Annotated in this window: 21 protein-coding genes and 8 pseudogenes; 4 read left to right on the top strand and 25 right to left on the bottom strand. The window is 33.7% G+C overall.

Annotated elements, in window-relative coordinates:
- Positions 1 to 3 precede the first annotated feature (3 nt).
- Positions 4 to 1,152, bottom strand: coding sequence for a ribonuclease D (locus AACL09_RS05185; RefSeq protein ID WP_339047510.1), 1,149 nt, complete (start codon positions 1,150 to 1,152; stop codon positions 4 to 6).
- A 189-nt stretch (positions 1,153 to 1,341) separates the two neighbouring features.
- Between AACL09_RS05185 and AACL09_RS05180 the strand changes: the two genes are divergently transcribed.
- Both AACL09_RS05180 and rho read left to right on the top strand, forming a co-directional pair.
- Positions 1,342 to 1,947 (top strand): cell cycle transcriptional regulator TrcR, encoded by a 606-nt coding sequence (locus tag AACL09_RS05180; protein WP_339047508.1) that lies wholly within the window; start codon positions 1,342 to 1,344, stop codon positions 1,945 to 1,947.
- Between the two features lie 216 nt (positions 1,948 to 2,163).
- Entirely contained in the window at positions 2,164 to 3,588 is a 1,425-nt protein-coding gene (gene rho, locus AACL09_RS05175; protein ID WP_339047506.1) for a transcription termination factor Rho, read from the top strand.
- Positions 3,589 to 3,655: 67 nt separating this feature from the next.
- On the opposite strand, the pseudogene AACL09_RS05170 reads toward rho, so the two are convergent.
- The 24 genes and pseudogenes from AACL09_RS05170 to AACL09_RS05050 form a co-directional block, all read right to left on the bottom strand.
- Positions 3,656 to 4,335 (bottom strand): annotated as a pseudogene (locus AACL09_RS05170) (transposase); the annotation flags it as partial.
- A gap of 974 nt (positions 4,336 to 5,309) precedes the next feature.
- Positions 5,310 to 5,438, bottom strand: coding sequence for a hypothetical protein (locus tag AACL09_RS05165; protein WP_339046903.1), 129 nt, complete (start codon positions 5,436 to 5,438; stop codon positions 5,310 to 5,312).
- A 40-nt stretch (positions 5,439 to 5,478) separates the two neighbouring features.
- The gene (locus AACL09_RS05160) at positions 5,479 to 5,673 is read right to left on the bottom strand and encodes a hypothetical protein (protein ID WP_339046901.1); all 195 of its coding nucleotides are present in this window, start codon (positions 5,671 to 5,673) and stop codon (positions 5,479 to 5,481) included.
- Positions 5,674 to 6,280: 607 nt separating this feature from the next.
- Positions 6,281 to 6,358, bottom strand: coding sequence for a JAB domain-containing protein (locus AACL09_RS06530; protein WP_410519829.1), 78 nt, complete (start codon positions 6,356 to 6,358; stop codon positions 6,281 to 6,283).
- A gap of 228 nt (positions 6,359 to 6,586) precedes the next feature.
- Positions 6,587 to 6,763, bottom strand: coding sequence for a hypothetical protein (locus tag AACL09_RS05155; protein WP_339046899.1), 177 nt, complete (start codon positions 6,761 to 6,763; stop codon positions 6,587 to 6,589).
- Between the two features lie 927 nt (positions 6,764 to 7,690).
- Positions 7,691 to 7,960 (bottom strand): recombinase family protein, encoded by a 270-nt coding sequence (locus AACL09_RS05150; protein WP_339046897.1) that lies wholly within the window; start codon positions 7,958 to 7,960, stop codon positions 7,691 to 7,693.
- A 42-nt stretch (positions 7,961 to 8,002) separates the two neighbouring features.
- Positions 8,003 to 8,317, bottom strand: a pseudogene (locus AACL09_RS06525) (recombinase family protein); the annotation flags it as partial.
- A 1,016-nt stretch (positions 8,318 to 9,333) separates the two neighbouring features.
- Positions 9,334 to 9,471 (bottom strand): hypothetical protein, encoded by a 138-nt coding sequence (locus AACL09_RS05145; protein ID WP_339046895.1) that lies wholly within the window; start codon positions 9,469 to 9,471, stop codon positions 9,334 to 9,336.
- Positions 9,472 to 9,628: 157 nt separating this feature from the next.
- Entirely contained in the window at positions 9,629 to 9,892 is a 264-nt protein-coding gene (locus AACL09_RS05140) for a phage tail protein (RefSeq protein WP_339046892.1), read from the bottom strand.
- A gap of 80 nt (positions 9,893 to 9,972) precedes the next feature.
- A pseudogene (locus AACL09_RS05135) lies at positions 9,973 to 10,651 on the bottom strand (baseplate assembly protein J).
- A 5-nt stretch (positions 10,652 to 10,656) separates the two neighbouring features.
- Positions 10,657 to 10,989 carry a GPW/gp25 family protein gene (locus tag AACL09_RS05130; protein ID WP_339047504.1) on the bottom strand — a complete coding sequence of 111 codons (333 nt, stop codon included), beginning with the start codon at positions 10,987 to 10,989 and terminating at the stop codon, positions 10,657 to 10,659.
- A gap of 3 nt (positions 10,990 to 10,992) precedes the next feature.
- A complete protein-coding gene (locus tag AACL09_RS05125; RefSeq protein ID WP_339049033.1) occupies positions 10,993 to 11,247 on the bottom strand; it encodes a PAAR domain-containing protein in 255 nt (84 codons plus the stop codon).
- Positions 11,248 to 11,371: 124 nt separating this feature from the next.
- Entirely contained in the window at positions 11,372 to 12,355 is a 984-nt protein-coding gene (locus AACL09_RS05120; RefSeq protein WP_339047502.1) for an ankyrin repeat domain-containing protein, read from the bottom strand.
- Positions 12,356 to 12,513: 158 nt separating this feature from the next.
- Positions 12,514 to 13,495: pseudogene (locus tag AACL09_RS05115) on the bottom strand (major capsid protein).
- Positions 13,496 to 13,499: 4 nt separating this feature from the next.
- Positions 13,500 to 13,874, bottom strand: a complete 375-nt coding sequence (locus tag AACL09_RS05110; RefSeq protein ID WP_339047498.1) for a head decoration protein — start codon at positions 13,872 to 13,874, stop codon at positions 13,500 to 13,502.
- A gap of 25 nt (positions 13,875 to 13,899) precedes the next feature.
- Positions 13,900 to 15,000, bottom strand: a complete 1,101-nt coding sequence (locus AACL09_RS05105) for a S49 family peptidase (protein WP_339047496.1) — start codon at positions 14,998 to 15,000, stop codon at positions 13,900 to 13,902.
- Between the two features lie 4 nt (positions 15,001 to 15,004).
- Positions 15,005 to 15,604: pseudogene (locus tag AACL09_RS05100) on the bottom strand (phage portal protein); the annotation flags it as partial.
- A 49-nt stretch (positions 15,605 to 15,653) separates the two neighbouring features.
- The gene (locus AACL09_RS05095) at positions 15,654 to 15,938 is read right to left on the bottom strand and encodes a type II toxin-antitoxin system RelE/ParE family toxin (RefSeq protein WP_339047494.1); all 285 of its coding nucleotides are present in this window, start codon (positions 15,936 to 15,938) and stop codon (positions 15,654 to 15,656) included.
- Entirely contained in the window at positions 15,929 to 16,162 is a 234-nt protein-coding gene (locus tag AACL09_RS05090) for a hypothetical protein (RefSeq protein ID WP_339047492.1), read from the bottom strand. The genes AACL09_RS05095 and AACL09_RS05090 overlap by 10 nt, the downstream gene beginning before the upstream one ends.
- A 24-nt stretch (positions 16,163 to 16,186) precedes the next feature.
- Complete coding sequence (gene gpW, locus AACL09_RS05085) at positions 16,187 to 16,432, bottom strand: gpW family head-tail joining protein (RefSeq protein ID WP_339047490.1); 246 nt, start codon at positions 16,430 to 16,432, stop codon at positions 16,187 to 16,189.
- A gap of 43 nt (positions 16,433 to 16,475) precedes the next feature.
- Positions 16,476 to 18,077 (bottom strand): annotated as a pseudogene (locus AACL09_RS06520) (phage terminase large subunit family protein).
- Positions 18,078 to 18,111: 34 nt separating this feature from the next.
- Positions 18,112 to 19,719, bottom strand: coding sequence for an ankyrin repeat domain-containing protein (locus AACL09_RS05060; protein ID WP_339047483.1), 1,608 nt, complete (start codon positions 19,717 to 19,719; stop codon positions 18,112 to 18,114).
- Between the two features lie 185 nt (positions 19,720 to 19,904).
- On the bottom strand, positions 19,905 to 20,051 hold the full coding sequence (locus tag AACL09_RS05055) for a hypothetical protein (protein ID WP_339047311.1): 147 nt from the start codon (positions 20,049 to 20,051) through the stop codon (positions 19,905 to 19,907).
- Positions 20,052 to 20,130: 79 nt separating this feature from the next.
- A pseudogene (locus AACL09_RS05050) lies at positions 20,131 to 21,045 on the bottom strand (DNA-methyltransferase); the annotation flags it as partial.
- A 1,078-nt stretch (positions 21,046 to 22,123) separates the two neighbouring features.
- On the opposite strand from AACL09_RS05050, the gene AACL09_RS05045 reads away from it, so the two are divergent.
- Positions 22,124 to 22,291 carry a hypothetical protein gene (locus AACL09_RS05045; protein ID WP_339047309.1) on the top strand — a complete coding sequence of 56 codons (168 nt, stop codon included), beginning with the start codon at positions 22,124 to 22,126 and terminating at the stop codon, positions 22,289 to 22,291.
- 13 nt (positions 22,292 to 22,304) lie between these two features.
- Positions 22,305 to 23,085 (top strand): annotated as a pseudogene (locus AACL09_RS06515) (patatin-like phospholipase family protein).
- Positions 23,086 to 23,139 lie beyond the last annotated feature (54 nt).

Below are 23,139 nucleotides of genomic sequence, written 5' to 3'. Positions count from 1 at the left end.
ATGTTATGTGCTAACTGATTTACAATCTATTTTATTTGTTGAAATTACAATTTCAGAATTACCATTTACAAAATTGTTTACATGCTTACCAAAAAATTCATATCTCCAACCTCGAGATAAATCGCTATCCTGCCTACATATTGATTTTATTATCTCATTCTTTGAAGCAACAAGCCTTTGTGATATATGATTTGCTTGACACCTATCATGCAGTAGCATTAAAAGGATATCTAAAGTAGATTTCTTATAATAAAGAAGGTTGTTATTTAATTCATGCTTTGCATTTTTATTTTTTTCCAGTATTTCTGAAAACTCCAAAAAATCCTTTTCTGTCAAAACTTCTCTTACACATTTTTCTATACAATCTTTTATTGCCGTATTATGCATAAGGCATTTTTCCGCAATAGAAGCTATTTTTGTACCATTAATTATATTGTCTCGATTTATATTATAACGCTGTGCTAATATTTCTCGCCACTGACAAATTGCTTTTATTGCAGTTATGGACTCTGTTTGTAATTTTGTATCAAATTTTACTCTTTTCCAAGCTTTCTGAGGATCATTAACATATGCGCTGACGTCACTCATTTTTTCCATCTCTTCCAAGAACCACAAAATTCTGTTATTTTCTATTAATTTATTATAAAAAATAGTATATAAATCATACAAATAGGTTACATCGTTTAAGGCATATTCTATTTGCTCTTCAGAAAGAGGACGTTTCAGCCAATTGAAATTTTTAAATTTTTTCTTATTAAGCTTTATTCCTTTTATCTGCTCAACCAATTTAGAGTAACCAACAAAATTTTCATAATAATAACAAAACATTGCAGCAATTTGAATATCAAAAATAGGATTTATTGCTTTTGAGAAAGTTGTAAATAATACTTCCAAATCTTGCCTAGAGCCATGAAATACCTTAATAATTTTCGTATCTAGCAACAGTTGTGCAAGAGGTGATAGATCAAGTTCGTTTGATAGTGCGTCAACAACAAAATTAACGCTATTACAAGAAACTTGAATTAAACATAATTTAAAATAATAAGACTTATTATCTTTGATGAACTCTGTATCAATTGCAATAAATTTCGGTTGCTCTACCTTTAATCTTTCACAAATTACTCTCAATTCCGTAGTTCTATTAATCAGCATTTTTATACTTAATTATAAATTAAAGTTAAGACTATAGAATCATTCAAGAATCTTACTGATACCAAGCGCCTGCTATTTATTAACTTGACAATAAATCAAATGTCAAGTAGTCATTGCAGATATTAACGTTTTTTTTATTCTTTCAGTTTACAATTTATTGTTGTAAACAAAACATTAACACAGGATTGAATGATGATAGAGATTGCTCATAATCTTTCTTCAAGGAAGAAAAATAAAAAAAAGCTTTCTAACGATAGGTCTATTATGCCAAGAGCAGTTGCAACATGGCTTATAGATAATACTTCACTTACTTTTCCTCAGATTGCAGCGTTTTGTGGCCTGCATTACTTGGAAATCAAGCTAATAGCAGATAAGGAAGATGGCACGGATATTCAAGGATGTAACCCTATCGAAATAGGTCAAATTACGGAAGAGGAAATCAAAAGCTGTGAAAGCGATCCGTCTAAAACACCACAGTTAAGTAGTGTCTTACACGATCATATAAGCAAATCAAAGTCTAATTATACATCAGTTAAAAGAAGTCCAAACGGAATTAAGAAAAGTTCAGATAAACCAGATGCAATTTTCTGGCTAATAAAACACTATCCAAAGATAAGTGATAAACAAATATCAAAATTAATCAAAACAACCGAAAGTACTGTTGCTTCAATTCGAAATAAAACTCATTGGAAAATAGATAGTTTAAAACCACGTGATCCTGTATTATTACGTTTGTGTACCCAAGATCAACTGGATTATATAGAACAAGATGTTAAGATAACTGAAATGGAGTAAAAAGAAAAAACATAAAAATATTTAGACAAATTAATTAATGTAGTTTACTGCATCTTACAAAAACTAATTGACATGATTAAGTTGTTTGCTTAACCTTATAACTTAGGTTATTTTATAGTTTTACATAAATTAAATCTACTTAATAAAAGTTAATTCCATTTTATAAATTAAATCTTCTTAGTTTTTTGATTAACATATCATAGGTAAATAATAAGCATGTCAGAAGTAGTTAAAGATGAAAGCAATGCTCTAATTCAAAAAGAAAATAAAGGAAAATCAATTAGCAAAAATAGTAGCTTAATTGATAGCAATGGATGTGATGAAGCTGAGCTTTTTGATACAAATAAAAGCATAGAAAACATAATAGACTTAAATGATCTAAAAAACAAAACAGTAGAAGAGCTGTTAGAATTAGCAGAAAAGGAAAAAATTTTCTATCATGGTAGTGTGTTAAGGCAAGATATAATATTTAATCTTATAACAAAAGCTGCAGATGAAGGAAAAACTGTTTTAGGCAGTGGTGTTGTAGAAATTTTGCCTAGTGGTTTTGGCTTTTTACGTTCGGCAAAGGCTCATTACGCTGCAAGTACTGATGATATTTACATTTCTAATAAACAAATAAGTAGATTCAATTTACGCACAGGGGATGTAGTAAGTGGTAAAATAAAACCTCCTGGAAATAAAGAACGTTATTTTACAATGTTTGATAACGCACCAGAAGTTAATTTTATTAAAGTGAAGGATGCGAAAAGATGTGCGCATTTTGATGATTTAGTACCTATATATCCAGATGAAAAAATAATACTTGAATGTAGAAATAGCAGTGATAAAAGAAGTATTGGCGTTCGGGCTGTAGATATAGTATCTCCCTTAGGTAAGGGACAAAGAGCATTAATAGTTGCTCCACCTCGCACTGGTAAAACTGTATTACTGCAGCAAATGGCTCATTCTATTGCAACAAACCACCCAGAAATAGAGCTGATGGTTTTATTAATAGGGGAAAGGCCGGAAGAAGTTACGGATATGGTACGTTCTGTTAAGGGTGAAGTAATAAGTTCTACATTCGATGAGCCTGCTTATAGGCATGTTCAATTGGCTGAGATAGTAATAGAAAAAGCAAAAAGAAGAGTTGAGCATGGAAAAGATGTAGTTATTCTTCTTGATTCAATAACTCGCCTTGCACGTGCATATAATGCTGTCGTCCCATCTTCAGGAAAAGTTTTAACTGGAGGGGTAGATTCAAATGCATTACAAAGGCCGAAGCGTTTCTTTGGTGCTGCACGTAATATAGAAAGTGGCGGATCATTAACTATAATAGCAACAGCTTTAATAGAAACAGGTTCAAAAATGGATGAAGTGATTTTTGAAGAATTTAAGGGAACAGGTAACGCTGAAATAATACTTGATCGTAGACTTGCAGATAAACGTATCTTCCCAGCGATAGACATAACAAAATCTGGAACAAGGAAGGAAGAGCTTTTAGTTGAGCAAAATGTGCTTGCTAGAACTTGGATATTACGTAGAGTACTTGCTCCTATGGGGCCTGTAGACGCAATGGAATTTTTACATAGTAAACTTATGATGACCAAGGACAATGCTAGCTTTATTGATTCAATGGATGGGATTGACAAAATAAAGTAGAATGAAGTAATAGATATTTATGCTCTCAAATAAAAGTTTTTGTATAGGGAGTATTCAACAAACTGTGTCAAAAACTCAACTGAATTTTTAATCTATTAGGAAAGAAAATATCAAGTTGAGAGATGGTTAAAGCCCAATTTGGTATAGTCCAATTTTGCTCTATCTTTTTTATAGCACAGTATAATTGCTTGTACAAGGCATTTGTACTGGTAAATTGGTTTTTTCCTGATTTGCCTGTGCAGTCCCTCTATGGGATTGGTAGTGTAAACTATCCGCCTAACAGGATCTGAGTACTTAAAATAGCCAGTTTCCCAATTATTTTGCCACTACATTCCCATTTTTCTTCCAGCTCAAATTTTTAGCGATTTCTCTATTTGAAGCTTTTCTTCAAATCATTCATTTTGCTGGATACATATTTTAGTTTATCTGATGCATTATACACAATTGCACTTCTGCGTTGGGAAATACGTTGTTTATGGAAAGCTTTTGAGCCCATCTATGCTGGCAATTATTCTACACTTTGAGATCATTCAATACTCCTAACCAAAACCCTCACTTTCAGCCAAATAAAAACCTCTTTTTTTGATCTATGCCGAATTTGCTTACTTTGAAAAACCATACAAATTATTGGGTAAATATGACCGACTGCGCCACTCATTGGTAATTGTAATATTGCTGCTGCTGATATCTTATAATTTCTTCGATATGCGATTTTATAACTCTTGCAAACATACTAAGAATTTTTGTTTAAACGCACTATACAAATAGTAGCATAACTCTTATAAAATTAATATTATTTTAAAAGGAATAGCTGACACTTTCTTCTAAAGCACAGACAACTGGGGCATGATCTGATGGATTTTCTTTTGCACGTATTTTGTTATTGATTTCTCTAACTTATCTGTTGCTTCTGGAGATAATAAAATGTCTCTTATTCTGTTGCCATTCCCACCAACTAAATTCCTTACTTTCTGGGTTTGTTATTCTAAAAGCATCACTGAATGAAGTATAGCAAACCCGTTCATCTATATGAAAACCTATCTTATCTTCAGTGGCATATGCACATCTATCTTATTTGTACCTCCTATATGGTTATTTCCTCTTTTTCAAACAAGTCATCTGATATAAGCAATCAAGAAATTATACTTAAATGCTTCAGTTTGGCCATTTGGTACATATACCCCTTAGATTAAAACCATTACATTCAATCAAACATTCTAAATAACTTCATTATCAATAATACTTGTGTTTAAACTATCTTCAACTATTTGATAATATTGCCACACCGTTTCTTGCCTTTTCTCCATGAACTATACATCTATAACCTAATTGCTCTATTTGTTCACTGCTCATTTGTACATTTGTAACATTATAATATCAATTTCATCTTCAGTAACAAAGCTGCAGAGTTGATCAATCCGTTTGCGTATAGGTTCCAAGTGGCAATTTTAAGCATAAATTTAGTACAGTTATATCGCTATCTATCTTTTTCTTTAAAACTAAAATATCTTTTAGGATTATGTGATCCAAAAACTCGATCTGCATACAATGGCACGCTAAATTTTGTAATATCTATATCATCCTCTGAAATTGCCGCTTAAGTGGTTATGACTTACTATAATCGATGTTGCTCTTAAACTCTTTTTATAATATTTCTAATGTAGAGTGATCTACTGTTCCACATCTTTGTAACTCATCAGCAATTATGCGATATTTTTTATTCAAACACGAAAATTCATCTTGTCATACATTCCCACACTAACCGTTAAGTAATCTATTAGTTTACTCCAATTACTAACAATGGGCAATGCATCTATCTCTTCCTGTGTTTTAAAATTTCTTTCGCACATAATATAGAATGCGTCATTTACACCTTCTATGCTCTTTAAGTCATAAATTAAAGATCTTAGTAATACTACCTAGCTTATCCATTAACCTGTATACAATTTCTCTAACATTTGGTTGTGCCCTATACAATATAATCTCCATGATTTCACTAGTTGACATACCTTCACTGCTTGCTATAAAAAACTTTGAGTGTAGATATTGCTGTCTTTTATCCTGTTTGGATAGTACTTGCATCATTGTTCATCTATGCTCTGTAAAAGATATTAAGTAATTAATATGTTGACATCTATTAAGAATAAATAAATTAATTTATGCTAATATCATATAATTTTAACAATAATCTATAATGCACACTTTCTTGGGTAAGAAGATTAAAAAGTATCTAAAATATCGGTGTTTAAATAGTGAGGATAATTTGCCATATATGATATCCCTCAAGGAATGCTCATAGATTATGACCTAGAACAGGTATTGCTCGATCATTTCCAATTGTCTTACATATACTCAATGACCAGATTTGAACTTCTTTTTTACTACATAAGACGTAAAATTGACAATAAACTGATCAGTGTTTAAATTACGAAAATTTTAAAAATATCATATGCTTTATCCAATGATGTAGAAGAAAATTTATGCATGCAGCTCATTCATTTTAATCAAAACTGGGGCATTTCAACAGAGAAATTCGAAATTTTCAAAATTATAATTGTGTGCATTCTACTTAGCTAATCCAAAATTAACACTCTTATTTTCTTTAGTTGAAGAGGAGAATCTCAGTAATGATGATATGATCCACAACTTCTATGCCGATACTATGGCAGGCTACAGAAATCTGTTTTCTATGTCATTTTGTGAGACTGCCGCTCGGGTGATTGTGCGATATAATTATAGAAGTCGCTCCTACTAGTAATGCCCTTTTTATAACTTCTCTTGTATACAGTGGTCTAGTATCTTGGATATATTCATCAATTAAACGATGTCTTTTATTTAAATTCGAAAGTTTTCTTTACTTATCTGACCTATTTAAGGTATTCAATTAACTTTTCTATGTTATTGGTAGTTTTTGTAGGTCTTCTCTTAATGTTCTCTCTAAAGTTTCCTTTATGCAAAAAATTATTGCTATTGCTAAACTATTCACCCCATTTTTAGTTCATGAAAATCTGCATTTTCCTACGTTATTGAACAAAATTTTTCTGCAACTTCTTGTTTTACGATAAGTGGAGTATAAAATTAACTCAAGTATTTCGTAATCAAACAATGACCTACCCCTGCTAGATAATATACGTGCTTCAACTTCTTCTTTTTCCATTTTTGTTTCCATTACCATTATTATTCATACAAAGTTGACCTCTCAAGTAGCATATAAATTTTAGATTTGATATCTTCAGTGGTATCCATCTATTTATACTTAAGTCAACTTATATTTATCTTATTTTTTGATGTTTTTTATTTATAAGATATTCATTAAAGTACAGAAGATGTTAATACTTAGATTTACAGAATAAACTGCAATCACTACTGTTCGTAAAAAATCTTCTCTTGTTCATGCCATAATATTGGTATATTTCTTATACTGGAAAAGTTAGGCAGTAAGTCTGCTGAGCCATTTAAAATATCTTCTTTGATTTTAGGTGAAAGAAAGTTCAATTTCATTGCGGATATTTTGATCCTGTTGTGAATATTTATAGTTCCACATTTACCATAAGTTAATTGTCTTTGCCACATTTACTAACGCCTTAAGTAAGGTGTAATTTATATTTTTTTCTTCTTTAAATTCGGGGAGTAATATTACTGCTTGATCTGTTTAAATTTTAATGGCATAAATAAGGATATTTCCTCGTTTTCTATGTTACTATCTGGTCCTTCCTCAGTATTCCCAGCAAAGTTCTGTAGGATTAATGCAGCTTCATCTTCATTTACTCTTATAGCTTTTTCCGAATAATCTTCTCTTGGAAATAAATTGTCCCAACTATCTTTTGTAATTGAGAGATTTTTTTATCATCTAAAATTTGCATTCTCTTATTGGATTTTTAAGTAATAAGCGAATTTGTATTACTCTCTATCTCTCCTGCAGCTATACTACTTAATAAGCACCTCTTATATGACTGTTGCAAACATAATAACAATACCTCTTACTTTTCTTCTTGGTATATTCATTACTGATTTACAACTACCACAAAACCTTTAATTTATATTCTTCTTTAGGCTTTATCCCTTCACGTTTAATAAAAACCTCTTGTACCTTATCCCCTTATTAATTATTGCCTGATGTTGTCCGGTTGCCTCTATGAGTAATATAGCCAATATAAGTAGTATTAGTGAGGATGCCTCCTACTGTAGCAATTTTAAATGGTTTTTCTGCTTTAGTTTTATATCCTTGGTTATTTAATTCTCTAGCAACGGCAGCTGCTGATTTTAAACCTATAAATCGATTGAAGATATATCTTACTACCTCTGTCTCCTCTTGATTGATAATAAGCTTACGGTCTTCTACATTGTAACCAATTGGTGCTTTTCCTCCCATCCATATACCTTTCTGTTTTATCTCTAATTCTTTCTCCCTCTTTCATATTGAGCAAAACTTAAGACTATATTCCATTGAATTTACGGTATTGAAAGACTGTGTTACTGAAACAAATGTTACTTTATGCTTATCAAACAAATCCACTATTTTAGCAAAATCAAGTAGAGACCGAGAGAGACGATCTATTTTATAAACCACAATACAATCAATCTTAGCATTCTCGATATCCTTAAATAGTTCTTGCAGAGCTGGTCTCTCTAAAGTGCCACCACTATAACCACCATCATCATACTTTTTATCTACTAAAATCCACCCCTCATGCTGCTGACTTTGAATATAACTTTCCCCAGCTAAACGTTGAGCATCGAGACTATTGAATGCTTGCTCTAATCCTTCCTCACATGATTTTCTGGTATAATTTTATCTCTTTAATAACTTCTTTAAGCATTTTTCCTTGTAGGTGACTTTTTACGCATGCCAAAAAATAAAGGACCATTGTAGCTATTGCCAGTCCTGCTATTTTAGACAATGATTTATACTGCTGTCCCTTATAAACATATCCTATATCAGTTACTATTACTTCATCCTCGATACTGACGAATAACCTGATATGGGCTATCTTACTATTTACTTTCTTCCATTTGATCAGCTAAGTTTTTTCTCGGCTTTATCTGATATATCTTGTAATCTATAATTGGTATTAAATATCTTTTTGAATATGGTGAGTATTAAAAAGTCTCCTCCACATCTCTCTCAGTTCTATTAATGTTTTACTTTCTAGAGACATCACTTCTTTAATTACAGATGTATCCATTTTTTCCCCTTAAAAATTAGCTTCTTCAGCGACAGAGAGTTTTCTAATGTTTACTGCTATACTTCACAGTAGTCCTTAAGCTAAATTAGAAGTCAAGTTGCTTATAGTAGTACTAAAATAGTATATATTGTAATATTCATATATATATTTAATATCTACAGATCTAACATCGGACCATTTAAATGTTTATGTTGGTGCCAACCAAGGTAAAATACTGCATTTCTAATTCACGAATTTTGCTTTGAGTCTAAATCACTCTTAAGATAAACATTGCTAAGTTATATCTCCTATGATCATGATTGCTTCATAGTGATACTGAATCTTTCTAAAATTGGCTTATATTTTAAATTTCATTGAAATTTCCCAAAGAAAGTCTACCTCTTCATCAGAGGAAAACAAGCATTTACGTCTTCTAATATCTGACAACACTTTTAGCAAATTTGATCTGTGGCAATAAGGTTTGTGGTAATAAGCTTGAAAGTTGTGCCACTGGTGTTGGCGCTTGCAGACACTATGATAATTCTTAGTTCTGTTTCTCCAAACATCTAAACGATATAAATCATTGCTTGCTCATAATGATCACGTAAACAGTCATCTTAATAAGTGGACTTTTAGATTCAAAGTAATTAACTCTACCGAATGACAGCACTGGACCATCTTTTATAACCTTTATCCCAGAGAAAGAAGATCTCCCCATAAGCTTGCATCCAATATAAACCTTTGAGCATTGTAGTGATCATTGTACATCCTCATCAGCCGTGATCTTACTGGTAATGCCAGCTTAGTTAAAGCTATCACTGTATCAATAAAGAAATTATTTGCAATTCAAAGAACTTTCTTCAATGGTGATGGTATCAATATTTTAATGCCATTTTAAGTGAAGCTGGTGTTCCTCTTAAACGTTGGAACTCTATTCCTTCCTTAATTGCTTTTCTTTTATCAGCTACCCAGTAAAGAATCTCTTCTAGGCCGTACTCATCAACCAGCCATGGTAGTATTTCTTTCTTAAAATTAAACTTAAATCCTCTAATGCAACTCACGTCTAAAGGATAATTAATTGCTTCTACTATCGCTTTTTCTGTCGCCGATGAATTAGGGGGTAATAGAGCAGCTTTCATTTGAATTTGTTAGAATAGATTTTATATTGTTATTTCTATTTGATGAGTAAAAAAGAGATAATACATACCATCCTGCCTGCTCACAGACGTATATGTTTTAGGGATTTCTCAATCTTAAAATTACCTAATTTCATTGCCCTTATATCTTCTTTTGGCTCTATAAATTCTCCACACCTTCTGTAAAAAATGATCTGGTTACATTCCAACCCAACCTTTTAGTAGATTCAAACTTTTGTATATTTTATGTTTTCAATAGTATCTATCAATTTTGGCAGAGATATCAACTGGAATGATATTACAACTGTTACTGTATCAGTTAAAATTCTTATTTGGTTACTTGTTCTCTGACAATACTTAACAGTTCGTCAGAGGGTATCCCTTCCGTAGATAATATAGCAATCTCGACACTACCAGGAATAGGTTAAAGCATCTTTAACTCTAATATCAGCTGATAGGGCGTGATAGCGATTTTACTTCCTGCAGCTCCCCAGCCTTAGCTTTAACTCTTTTTCTTAAATGCTCATCATTCTCTGCACCTTTACGCTCAACTCCATAAAACTCAGCTAAATGCTCAACTGTGGCAAAAGCTAGTAAATTAGCACTTCGTTAATTCTCTGTCTTAGCAAAAGCTCTCTCCAATTTCTAAAATCTTTATCGCTTTCAACTAATGCAGAAAAGTTAGTTTACTAATTCCGCATTCATCCGTGATAAGATCTCTTCAAAATTTAGTGGTTCAATTACATTTGGTGTTTTTTCCATTTCCTCTATTGTAAGCTAATATTGGCAAAAAAAACATTCTTCCCTTTTGGCAGATACTTTCCTTCAAGTGATAAAATAACCTTACCTTCACTCACTTCTGTAACTTTAACTCTATCAAGTTTAAATCTTCTTTCCCATTTGGCTAAAGCTTCAGCAACTGCTGCATAGATCTCCAAGTTTCGATTTGTAGGTCCATCTATAAGTTCAAATAGTCTAGAGCCATAGTCTCTTCTCATAACCCTACTGCCAATTGGTGTGGTTAGAATATCAACTATCGATTGCTTTAAATGCTCTAACCCTTCTAATACCTTACCATCACTGACATTCATTCCTCTCATGTTTTAATCAGAAAATACATTATTACTACCACTTATTACTTCAAATCCACAAGAGACTAAATCTCCCACTCTTGCTATACCAAGGCCATTAGCAAAAACAGTAGCTGATCCTTGAATTAACACTTTATTTTCTGTAAAATTATCAGATTTTCTTGCAATAGGTTTGCCGTTAACAAATACATTACTACTTCCATGGGTGCTAAAGTGTGGTACATCTTCTTCACAATCATCTCCTACCCGCACAACCGATTTACCTATAAACATATCTTCCTTAGTTGAGATCGATTCTTTGAGCATTTAACCTAATACCATCTTGAGTTATCTCTAAACTTGACTTTGAGCGTAATTTCACAGAAATCTCAATCAGCAAGATCTATAATATTTACTTTTTAATATTTTGTACAGTAGATGATTTAGAAGAATTATGTTCAGTCACACTTAAACTTGATAAGCTTTCTAATGTGCTTAAAAATTTTTGACATTTAGACACAGTAGATACTAAAGATTCATCTATATTAGATCCAGATGAGCTTATGTTAAACATGCTAATACTGTTAGATTGGAATGAAGATTTATTTGAACTCATATCTAATATGTAAAAAGATTCACTACAGCTATCTAATGTGTTTGACTCCCTTTTGCGTTTGTACGTTGAATCTTTATGGACAAGCGAGCTTATATCTATTGATATCTTTGAGAATTTATCATACTTATGTACTATATTTCTCATTTCTTCTGTAGCTGCAAATGCACTGAATGTTTGTCCATAACGATTTTTTTGACTATAATCTGCTCCACATTCTAGTAAAAACGTAACTGTTGATATATGATTATTTTTGGTTGCAATCATTAAAGCAGTATTGCCTTCTTTATCTTTTGCGTTAATATCCACTGCATTATAGTACAGTATTTCAATCACACTATAATGCCCTTCTTGCGCAGCTAAATGCAGAGAGGTAAACCCAGAAGAATTTATTGCATTTATAGTATATTTATCAAGCAGACCCTCAACTACATCTGGATAACCTTGCTCTGCAGCTAGATGAATGGGAAGATAACCATCTTTATCTTGTATATACCGGAATGCACATAATTCTAATAAAGCAGAAACCATGTTGATCTCATTAATCAAAACTGCTAAATGTAGAGGGGTCCATCCATAATCATTTTGTATATCAATTTTAGCTCCCAATCTTACTAATGTTCCTATTAAACTATAGTGCCGATGTAAAACAGCTACGTGCAAAAGTGTATCCCCTTCATCGTCTTTGATATTAACATCACCACTTATTGAACGCAATAGTTCTTTAACTAGATTTGTATCACCATTGAGTGTGGCTTCAAAAAGCTCATCTTTTATCCTCATCATCCCTCTTCAAACCATACTAATTCAAAGGTTATAGTATTTTTGGTATACTACAAGCTTTAGATAGCTAAACTCAATTTTAATATAGATAAAAATTGTCTACTATCACATTAAGGTAATAATTTCTCTGACAGACTACAATTTCTGCTTTACGTTCTCTAACATTTAAACATATCAAGCTTTACTAATACTCCTGATCTGTGACGCATAGGAAACCCAATCAAATCTTCTTGGTTGTTGTTTTGCATAAAGTGGTTGTCCTAAAGTATTTACAGTTTCATTAAAATCTGCTGGGGCAAAATAAGTGGTAAATGTGTTCGCCGTTCCCATGGGAAAACAATGTCCGGTATCTTTTTCAATAAACCTTCTTACATTGCCATCAGGATCAGTTGCTTGTCCTCGATACTCTTCAAAAGTAATACCACAAAAAGTAAATCCTGATCTCATATCATTGCGAAGCGCTGCTCCTTCTTGCCATCTTTCATAGGCTTCTTTTACTTTTTGGTGTGAAGTTAAAGCATCAAAAAACTCAGGACTAACCAGTGCATGAACCTCGGTCATATACTCACCACTTAAGTTATCTTCAATATGGCGCAATACTTCCATACACTTACGTTTTACATCTGTGGTTGCAGTGCTAAGAGCAAAGTTTACCACCTTTGGTGTAATCTCAAATTCTGTATATAAGTTGAGTAATTCAGAGCCATCAGCATCAAGAATAATACCCTTTAATGCTCCCATACGCAGATGCTCTAGAGTGATTGCATGTTTATTTCTCATTGATTGCAAATGATCTGTGATAACGTCAGCTAACGCTTTAAGTTCATTCTCTGAGCCAAATGCACGTATTCCTTGTACCTCTTCTGGTAATACCACATCATCATGAGGAATATGGGGAATGGTAAAGGTTCTTACTTTTCTTTTTCCTCTTTTTCCTACAGTTGCTGGTGCTCCAGGTAGTTGGGTTGGCAGTAAACTTAAAACTCCATTTTGCTCTTCTATGGTAATATGACGGAATCTTACTGCTTTACTGGGAAATAACTTTAAGTTTTCAGTACGACCATAATTGATTGGCAAAATATTTATTGCACCAGTAAGCGCTGTCATGCTAAACGCTGGATTTGTGAATGGATTTTGCATAATTCTATACCCCTTTTCTTATAATAATGCCACGCTCTTCAAGTTGCTTTATGGCCTTACTTTTTTGTTCTTCAGTAATATTTGTTGGCCAAACTAAAATACAATCAGCTAGCAGGGCAATACGTGTAATTATCACTGCTTTGGTATCTGCTGCTTTTGCATCCACATCACTTATTACTACACCAATAGCAATTTGAGTACCGTCTGTAGCAGTTGGATTTAAAACCTTAATTAAGCCATCATCTGTTTTTTTGCTAACCACAGCTCCTAAACTCAGATTTTGTCCTTTGGCGACTGTTACTTGATCACGTGAATAGATGTTTGATGCTTCATATTTTAATAGATCACCTAAATTATTAGCTTCTGTTATACAACTCATAAATATTGTCTCCTTTTATTATTAGCTATGCAGATTGACGAGATTTAGCTACCTGTATTACCAGATCTTCTTGCATGTCTGTTGGCAAAGTACTTAAAATTTCAGTTTTTGTTGCTTGTTGGGCAAGGGTGGTCATTAAAATCTCTCTTGCTTCAACCGCACTTATATTCTGCTCAATAAATTCTCCTAACCTCTCTGGCATACGTGATAAGTTACATAAACGTATCATTTCTAAAATTTCATTTCGACACTGCTCGTAACCTATGCGCTTACCTTGATCAATTAAATCTTCGGAATTTATCATTTGTTCTTTAGCTATAGTTTGTTCTGTCATAATAAAACTCCTTTGTTTGTTGACAAATATTTTTTCTTTCAAATCAGAAAATGTTGTTATTTCATCTGCTAAACCAATATCTATTGCACTTTTACCAAAATAAAGTCCGGCCTCAGTATTTTTTATCGCTTCTATAGAAAGGTTGCGATTACGTGCGATAACATTAGCCAGCATCTCATATAGACGGTTTACTTCTTCCTGTAAATTTTCAAGACTTTCAGAAGTTATTGGCTGATGTGGATTTAAATCATTCTTTCTTTTACCAGCAAAAACTGTGGTGTATTTTAAACCTTGTTTCTCATCAAAACTGCTCTGATCGATATGACTGGCAATAACCCCAATGCTACCAACCCCTGAAGTTCTAGTGATCAAAATCTTCTCAGCGCTTGAAGCAATAGCATAGGCAGCAGAATAAGCATCACCACTTACAGTTGCAATAATCTCTTTTTTTGACCTAGCATTATAGATAAAATCAGCTAAATCAAATACTCCATTTACTTCTCCCCCAGGGCTATCGATATCAAGTAAAATAGTCTCTATACTACTATCTGCTAAAGCTTCTTCTACTTGCTCATAGATTCTTTCATATGAGGTCATCCCTAAAACATCATCAAAAGCTTCAGGGTTTTTAGTCAGAATTCCATAAATGGGGATAATAGCAGCACCCTCTTGCTTGTCCGCCGTATGTTTTAAATTCTTAAAGATTGGTAATTTCTTGCTGTGTAATGATAATAATTCAAAACTTCTCGGTTCCAGCATCAGTGGTTTGCTTAGTAATAGAGAACTCTCCATAAATTTAATTTCCTTTTTGCTTAATATCTATCCGACAATCAGAATCAAAATTCAGGTTAAAGTAATCAGCACGTTTATGATCTTCGGCAATCTCCTGGTCAATTTCTTCTATATCATAGCCAAGTTCTGAAACTACCTCTGCTCTACTTTTAAACCCGTTTCTTACTGCCATCTGCTGTGCTTGCTGATCCTTAAGTGGGTCAACCCAATCAAACCCTTGTGGTATCCATTTTACATCCTTTAATGTTTGGCTATTCTCTTTAGTTGTTTCTTTAATTGCTCCAGAGAGTAGTGCTAACTCTAGCCATCTATTCCATACTGGACGGCAAAATTGAAAGACCATGATATTATGCTGTAACATTGAGCACCGACGACGAAACTCTATTAGCCCTGCTCGAATTGATGAATAATTGACATTAGTTAAATCTCCAGTGAGTTGTTCATAAGTAATCCCCATGCCAATAGCAATAGCTCGGAGTTGTTGTCTCATGAATGCCTCGTAGCTACCACCAACATCTGATGGTTCAGAAAACTTTATATCTTCTCCTGGATCAAGTAATTGCATAGTTCCTGGTTCTAAGCCAGATAAAGTTATAAATTGGTCAACAATTTGATAACTTTTATGTATGCACTACACATACAAATACTACTATTTATTTTTGAATACGTTTGTAAATTTCTTTCCTATGCCCTATTGCAGTTATAAGTACTTTATGCTCTGGAACTTCTATACGATAAATTATACGGTAGTCACCAATACGCAAACTAAAATACCCTTTTAACTTATAAGACAATGGCTTTCCTAACTTATCAGGGTTAACTCTAAGACGTGTTTGTATAGCTTTACTTATTCTTGATTCTATTGTTACTGGAAGTGCTGCAAGATCTCTCTCAATAACATCTTCTAAAAAATCAATATCGTAAGGCTTTATCTCCACTTAACATCTTCGTATTTGACTCTTTTTGCACCTGAAGTATCACGTTCTAGAGAAAGTTTAACTAATGCTATTTCTCCTTCATCTGCTTCAAACCCTTCTTCCACGAAATCCACTAAAACTTCTTGTATAGTCTTATTTTGCATCTCTGCCATATCTGTAAGATATTGAGCCAATTCATTGTCAAAACTTACATTGATATTGAGCTTTTTTTGACCTTGCACCATAACATTTAACCAAGAAAATTTACATTAATTATATAACATTTCTTTTAACTTTTCAATAAACTTCACATTACCAGTAGAAAAAACAATCCTTCTTTTCCCAGCAACCTTAAGCTCAGCTTTGATACGTTGTCTTAAATTTAGTAGATCATTTATCTGAACTTCTGCATATCTCACCACATGGTCACCATAAGCAATTGACACTACTCTTTCACCATTTTGTAGCTTTTGTATGGCTCGTTCAACTTGAACTAGATACTCACTATTGTACATTTGGCTCTATCCACTTACTTGGTTTGCTGATTTCTTTTGATTCTTAACCCACTAAACTACTCCATTTATTTTCTGTCCAGCCCCATGGTAATGGATTTGCATAAACTCGACAATCAAATTACGCTCTCTTGCCATTCTTGTTTATTTAACTACTTTAGTAATTAGCTGTTAGTTGTTTAAAATATTCAGCTGAGGGAAGTGACAGTGTCCAGGGGGAAATCCTTCTTCATTTTCCAGAAGTTTAAGTAATTGGAAGAGCTCGGATTTGAGTATTCTATGGGCCAGAGTTTGACACAATTTTTGTCCAGCCACAAACTTTACTTGGATTACTAATAGAGCTTTATTTACTCCTTTAACTGCCATTACTCTTCCACATCCTTGATGACTTCTGATCCAATTATAAACTTCTTGTGTTGCATATCCCGCATCTACTGCCATCATACTGATTATGTATTCCAAACCATCGTTACCTAAAAAATGGTTACCAAGTAGTTCTGATAACTTGTTCCACACAGCACCACGTCCAGGATCGCCTTCAAACACTTGATAATCAATCGACCAACTTTCTCTATTTCTACCCCAAGCAACAACTTCTACCTCTATTCTGTCCTTCTGCACATCAACCCCAGCAGTTAAGACTACTTCACCTTGAGGTACTGTACCAATCAAATAATCTTCTCGACGCTGAAAAAGATGCTTCCAATCTGGTACTCCTCCACGATCAACCCAGGTTTCTCCGAGGGTGGTATTTATCCATACTTTTAGCAATTGTTCATTATCTTTACTATGGAGAAAGTCTTCTACTGCTTGACTCCAACTATACCAACCAACCGGGCTATATAGACTCGAGAGCCTACTGTTTTGTTATTTGCTGTAATGTTTGTGCCTCGCCATTCTCCTTGACTTAACATTTCTGTTTTTTGATGATTTTCTATTTTACCACTACATTCACTACAAACATAATGTGCTGAAGCTGGCTCCTTGTCTTCCCATTTAATTTGCGACCATTTTAAGATTTGATAATAATTACAATGTGGGCAAGGAACGAAGAAATAACGCTTATCAGAAGCTTCAAACTCTTTTTCGATCCTGCTAATCCCATGCACTGTTAGTGTTGACACTAAAAAGATCTTTCTCCTCGTAAAAGTGTTAGTACGCGCAATGCTTAAAAGTACTGGATCACCCTCACCCCCAGAATCGCCTGATCAATCTCATCTAAGAATAAGTATTTAACTGGCATAGATCTTAAGCCAACGCTACTGTTAGCTCCAGTTATCACTACCATGCCTCCTGGGAACTCTTTACTCTGTACTGTATTACCTGAATCTCTTGCTCTTGGATCTTTAACCTTACTCTTTAAACATTTCAATCAGGGGAGCAAATCTTCCTTTAGACCAACGCTTTCCCATCTCCACAGTTGGTTGTACTACTAGCATTGGCCCTGGAGTTTGATCGATGATATAGCCGATCCAGTTATTCCCAGCTTCTGTTCCCCCAATTTGTGCTCCCTTCATAAATTCTCAACGGCAGATGAAGGAGAGAGATGATCTCTTTTAAATAAGGAGTTCTTGCTGTTCGCCATTTCCCTGGTTCTGATGATGCCGTTTGTGAAATATTCATTTGCCCACTGTGATACCTTAAGCAGTGGATCGGGTTTTAGTCCGGCATAAAAACTACTGCTATTGCATTAGCACCAAATTATTTGATTGCCATGGATTTTCTCGCTCATCATAATCAATTAAAGTAGCAGGTTCTTTATTGGTCTCTGCTTCTGCCAGCGCTTTTAAAACCCCTTGCTGACAGTTACTATCAATTGATCTTTGCACAAGTTGACTCAAAACAACTATAGCAACTGTTGTGAATACTCCAGCTATGGTGGTATACATTCCTACTGCTATAGTAAGAACCACTGTTACTGAACCTATAACTGCAAGAGTAAGAACTGTACAGAGCTTAACCTTTTTATTATGACTATTTCTCTTTTCTATTACTTCTGCACATTTATTAAGCATGTGAAACATCACAAGATTTTCTTTCGCATAATCTATAGGAGTTTTGCCTTCATTATCCCTGCCAAATAGATCTACATCTTTTCTGATCAGTAAGACCTTAAGTAACTCTAAGTTATTTGTTCTAATTGCACAGTGAAGGGCAACTGCAGGACTTGCTCCTTTTTTAAGTAGTAACTCTACCGCATTTAAATGTCCTTGCTCTGCGGCAAAATATATTGGTGATTGGCTTTTATTATTTAAAACATTAATATCTTTCCCAGTTCTTATCAGAATATCGATAATTTCAGTGTATCCTTTTTGCGCCGCTAAATGTAATAGATGGTTATTATCAATTCCGTATCTGTTTTCTCTTAAGACCTTTACTATCTCCTGCTTATTTTCCTCAACCGCATATTCAAATGGAGTCTTACCATTATCATCTTTCATCAGTGGGTCTATATCTTTTCTGGTAAGGAGAACATCTGTAGTATTTAACCCATCACCATCTACAGCATAGTGCAAAGGAGTTTGGTTCTCATGATCTTGCGGATTAACTCTACACTCAGGAGTACTGATTAAACACTTAACTACATCAAGGCAGAGATCTCTTTCATCGTAACTGCTATTACTTACTGCAATATGAAGTGGTGATAATCCTGTGGAACTTTGACCAACACTGATTGCGTTGACATTGGCCTTAAGCTTAATTAACAGCTCTACTGTTCTTAGTCTCTTATTATTTACAGCGTAATGTAAAGGAGTTTGATTTCTTGCATCAAAAACATCGATTTCTGCTCTCCCTTCTCTTACTAAGATTTCAACAATATTTTTATGTCCTGCTCCTGCGGCTAAGTGTAAGGAAGTATGGTGCGCAGCATTGCGTAAGTTAACATCTACCCCTTTTTCAATTAAATATCTTACTGCTTTAACTTCACCAATTGCTGCTGCTAAATGAAGTAGGCTATCTCCATCAGGTCCATATTTGTTATTAATTAAAGCTTGTAGTACCCTTGTTTTGTTTTTTCCTTGGGCATAATCAAGCGGAGCTTTACCTGCATCATCTTTAATGAAAGGATTAACGTTTTTCTTGTTAAATAAGAGATCTACTAAAGCTAAATCATCAGATTCTATAGCATAATGAAGAGCAGTTTTGCCATTTATTCCTTGAGTATTAACATCTACTTCTGCATTGCTAATAAAGCATCTGATTATTTCTAAATGGAGATTTTGTTTGATCATTGGTTCTTCAGCTATAAATAAAGCAGGTAAAGTGTTTGTAGATGTAAAGCCACTCACTCCAATCCCCCTTGTGATAATGTTTCAAGTGCTGTCTTAATTTCTTCAGTTAGCGTCTGTTCTCACTACTATCGAGTAGAAGCTAAAAGTGCATATCGGGAATGTTAAATTTCTTTGCTGTATTAAAAGCTGCAGTTTCATCTATCGAAACAAAATTTCAGCTTTAGCTTCCAGGTATTTCGTTCTTAATGCGAGTTTATGGTGGCAAGATCACTATTGCCTCTTTCATTACCGTTAATACCTTTTCTTCTTTGTGGTTGACTGGGATCACGAATGGTAATAAGTGCAGCATCTGCTTGCTCAGATACCATCTTTAAGCTCAACGATTTCATTAAATAACAGACTTAGAAAACCCTTGCTCTTTTGCCCATTCAGTCTGATTTCCCCCCTTTTATTATTTTCTTGCTTTTCCTAGGATTTGTTCTTGAATTTGCAGTTACCACTAGCTGCCAATATTGCTTCCCTGCCAACATACATCTGCCAACGTTTAATCGTTATATCAACATAAAGCTCAATACATTCTTTCTCTACGCTCACAAGCAATAAGTAGAGCCAGCGAAGGGATCAAATCTCCTGGATTGCTACTGTTTATTATTGCCTTTTCTATTAGCTCTAAAGGCTTCATGGTTGGATGTAGTGTATTACAGGTAGGTTTATCATAGATCACTTTGACTGCATACCACTTACGTTCATTACCTTCCTTCCAACCATAGAGTATTGCTTCATACTGACGTTGATAATCAGCTCTCCCGAGTGTAAAGTGATTCTTAGCCCAAATGATAAATGTTGACCAATGCCCTCCTGCTTCTTTAAATGCCTTCTGCAGGGCTCTAAGCTCGGCTGATGCTGTACAGATACAAGTTGCCCCTTTGGTATAGGCTAAAATGTGGGAACAAATGTCATAGAGAAACAATTCAAATTTTTCACCTTGATCATCGTTTAATATTTTCTTGTCATCTCTTTCTTGGCTATTACCATAAGCAACATTATATGGAGGATCACAGAATCTGCCATTTGCTCATCTAAAACAGCTTTAAAAGAACTATCTAGTCTACTATCACCACAGTAAATACACCAAGTATCCACAAATCTCCTGGTTTTGTTACTACTGGTTTATCTTCATTATCAGTTAAATGAGAAAAAATCCTCCTCATTGCCTTCATCAGTAAAGAACTTTTGTACTTTATCTAATTCAAAACCAGTGAGTTTAAGATCAAAGTTTAAATCTTCTAAATCTTTAATCTAAAAGATCATTATCCCATTTAGCCCAATTAGCTGATTGATTAGTAAGAAGACTTTAGTTTGAGCATCATTTAAATTATCGGCACTGGTACTGTCTCTAATCCTTTGCAGCTTTAAGACGTAAATTGATTTTTTAAACTATCATTACGTCTCGCATCGTCTTCCTTAAGAATTTGCTCTATGATTTCTTGCGAGATAAAATCTTTAAATGGAGTATTTGTCTTGGTACCTTCTGTAAGGTAAAGGCAGTAGCGCCTCTTTTTTGCACCTTATCAAAATGATAAACAGATTTTAGTAAATTGTCTGAAATAATAAGAACAATAAGGATCTTTTGTCATACTTAGTATTATTCTTTATTAAATACAGCTCCATAAGCTTTTGAGTGAGAGCCAATCTTGCAATGTCACTAATAGCTGACTCAACGATCAAAATAACTAATCAGATAATAGTTAAATAGCGCATCAGAACCATTATTTTACGTTTTTGCTGTACTGACATATCATTATGATTTATTTCATCTTCAAATAGTTGCTGTTAAAGCAATGCTTAAACTTAATTGCTTACCGGTGAGAGAATCAAGCCAGAGTTTACGTACTTCTGGATTCTGAAAACGACTGAGTAAGTAGTGAGCGGAAATCATTTTCCCAGAACTCATAGCTTGGGTATTACTTCTTCAGAGTAGAATAGAGTATATATTATATTTAGCATAATAAGTGAGTCAAAAAAGTGAAGTTTAACTAAATTAAATGAAGATTTTTGGACAAAATTTCTCCAAATCTTGTATATAATATACGTAAGGTTAAAAGAACCAATAAATCTCACCCAGTCAGAGCAATAGCATTAAGTATAAAACATACATCTTGCCTGGGGCACAGGTTTGGGAAAGTAGCCATAAAGTCGAGAAAACTTTTTTAAAGGGTGAAATCAAGCTTGACCATTATCCAGTTAAGGTTTTCAAAGGAGAAGTAATCTATAATCCAAGTAGAGAAATTATAGATTTACTTTCTTAATCTCGCCATAAAGTAACTTAATACTATACCGATTAGAATCAGATAACTAAACACATCTAACTTGAAATAGGAAAAAATATGAAAAACCAAACTACAGAAAAGCTCCCTATAGGAGTTATAGTAACTCTAATAATACAAACGGTAGCAGCAATATGGTGGTTTTTGATATGAAAGTCCATTCTCACGATCAACTTATAGAACACAATAATCAGCTAGTAGAAACTGTTTATCGTCTTGAAGAAAGAGTAATAAATCTCACTGAAGAAGTAGATGAGCTGAAGGATTCCATGAAAAGCTGCAGACCTAATAATCACTTATAACTGAGTTTAAAGAATTAAGTATATTCTCTCAGTTGACGGTGGAGGAATTAGAGGTATTATCCCTGCTACTGTTCTTGCAGAAATAGAAAAGAGAACAAGAAAGCCAATAGCTCAAATATTTGATTTAATTGCTGGTACTTCAACTGGTGGCATTGTTGTTATGCAAGAAAGATGAGCAACTAAATACTCTGCTCAAGATTTTTTATCAAAAGTATGGGTCTTATATCTTTAGATCCTTCCTTTTAAGAAAAGCAATTGCTTGGTTTAATGGTTCGCATAGAAATCTTGAACATTGGGTATTTTGGTGAGTAAGCAATACTTTAAGTAATCTCCTAGCTACGATATAACTGTCCTTTCTTCTTTAAAAACTAGCGAGAGGATTTATCAAGTTAAAAGATGCTTTAAGAGCTACAACCGCAGCACTTTACCCCTAAACATCTTAAAAAATAAATAGAGTACTTTTGCTAATCTGCCTGTGGCTATGCTAGTGGGAAGAGACTATTTCCAAATGATTATTCTATCCATTGGTACAGGTACATTAGAAAGAACCATAAAATATAAAAAGATTGGGCAAGATCACTTGGGTTAAACCTTTACTGGATGTTATGTTCGGCAGTAGCCTTGATGCTGTTAGCTGGGTGAAGTAATGGGAGATAAGTATATAAGAATGCAATCTCAATTAAAAATTGCATCAGCTGAAATACTACTGCTAAAAATATCAAGGACTTAAAGCAAGAAGCCCAGATGATGATTAGTAAAGGATAATAGAAGAATTTTGTCAAATGGTAGCATAAATGTTATAGATTTTTACTAAATCCAGCACTAGAAGTGTTTTAAATTTCTCGTAT

Source organism: Candidatus Mesenet endosymbiont of Phosphuga atrata (assembly GCF_964020175.1).
Taxonomy (GTDB): Bacteria; Pseudomonadota; Alphaproteobacteria; order Rickettsiales; family Anaplasmataceae; genus Mesenet.
Note: the sequence above shows the minus strand (reverse complement) of the source record. Positions and strands in the feature narration are given on the sequence as shown.